Origin of the sequence: Streptococcus oralis subsp. dentisani (assembly GCF_003944205.1) — a bacterium.
Classification (GTDB): Bacteria; Bacillota; Bacilli; order Lactobacillales; family Streptococcaceae; genus Streptococcus; species Streptococcus oralis_BH.
This window is the reverse complement of sequence record NZ_RJPH01000048.1, coordinates 1-547: the sequence shown is the minus strand read 5'-3', so window position 1 is coordinate 547 and position 547 is coordinate 1. Positions and strand designations below refer to the sequence as shown.

1 protein-coding gene is annotated in these 547 nt (G+C 29.1%); it reads left to right on the top strand.

Features of this window, described 5'->3' with window-relative positions:
• Nucleotides 1–76: 76 nt before the first annotated feature.
• A partial coding sequence (locus D8805_RS10065; RefSeq protein ID WP_221762871.1) for a hypothetical protein occupies nt 77–547 on the top strand: 471 nt, incomplete at its 3' end.

The window sequence follows — 547 nt, the reverse complement described above, 5'->3', positions numbered from 1 at the left end:
AAATAATATAAATATAGTGGGTAGTAATGTTGTGAATGCTAATTTTTTTGTGAAATGTAAAACATGTTATAGTATAATGATAATAAGAGTGCAAGCAGGTTTCTATAACTGGATACCATTTACTTATGAATGTCCAGAGTGTAAGGTAATTTGTAGTGGAGAGATATCAATACCTTCACAAATTAGTCCGAGCGAAAAAATGAATAGCAAACCAATTGCTAAATTAAAAAATTGTATTGAAGTTAATGGGGATGAGTTGGCGATCGATGAAGCAAATAGTGTTATTCAGTTATCTTCAGAACTTTACACTGATAAGCTTATGAAATCAGAGGGAGTTACACATCAAATGGTGAATTTATCACCGCATATGCAATATGCAATTAGAGGCATAGATACTTCTGGATTACAAGAGATCGTGTTAAGATTTTTGTGTAAATTATATTCTAGAGAGGAAGATTATTTAGCATTTTGGAATTTATATGAAAAGTCTCCTAAATATTTATATAAAAAGAAAAAGATACTTAACATTTCTAATATACATTTGAAA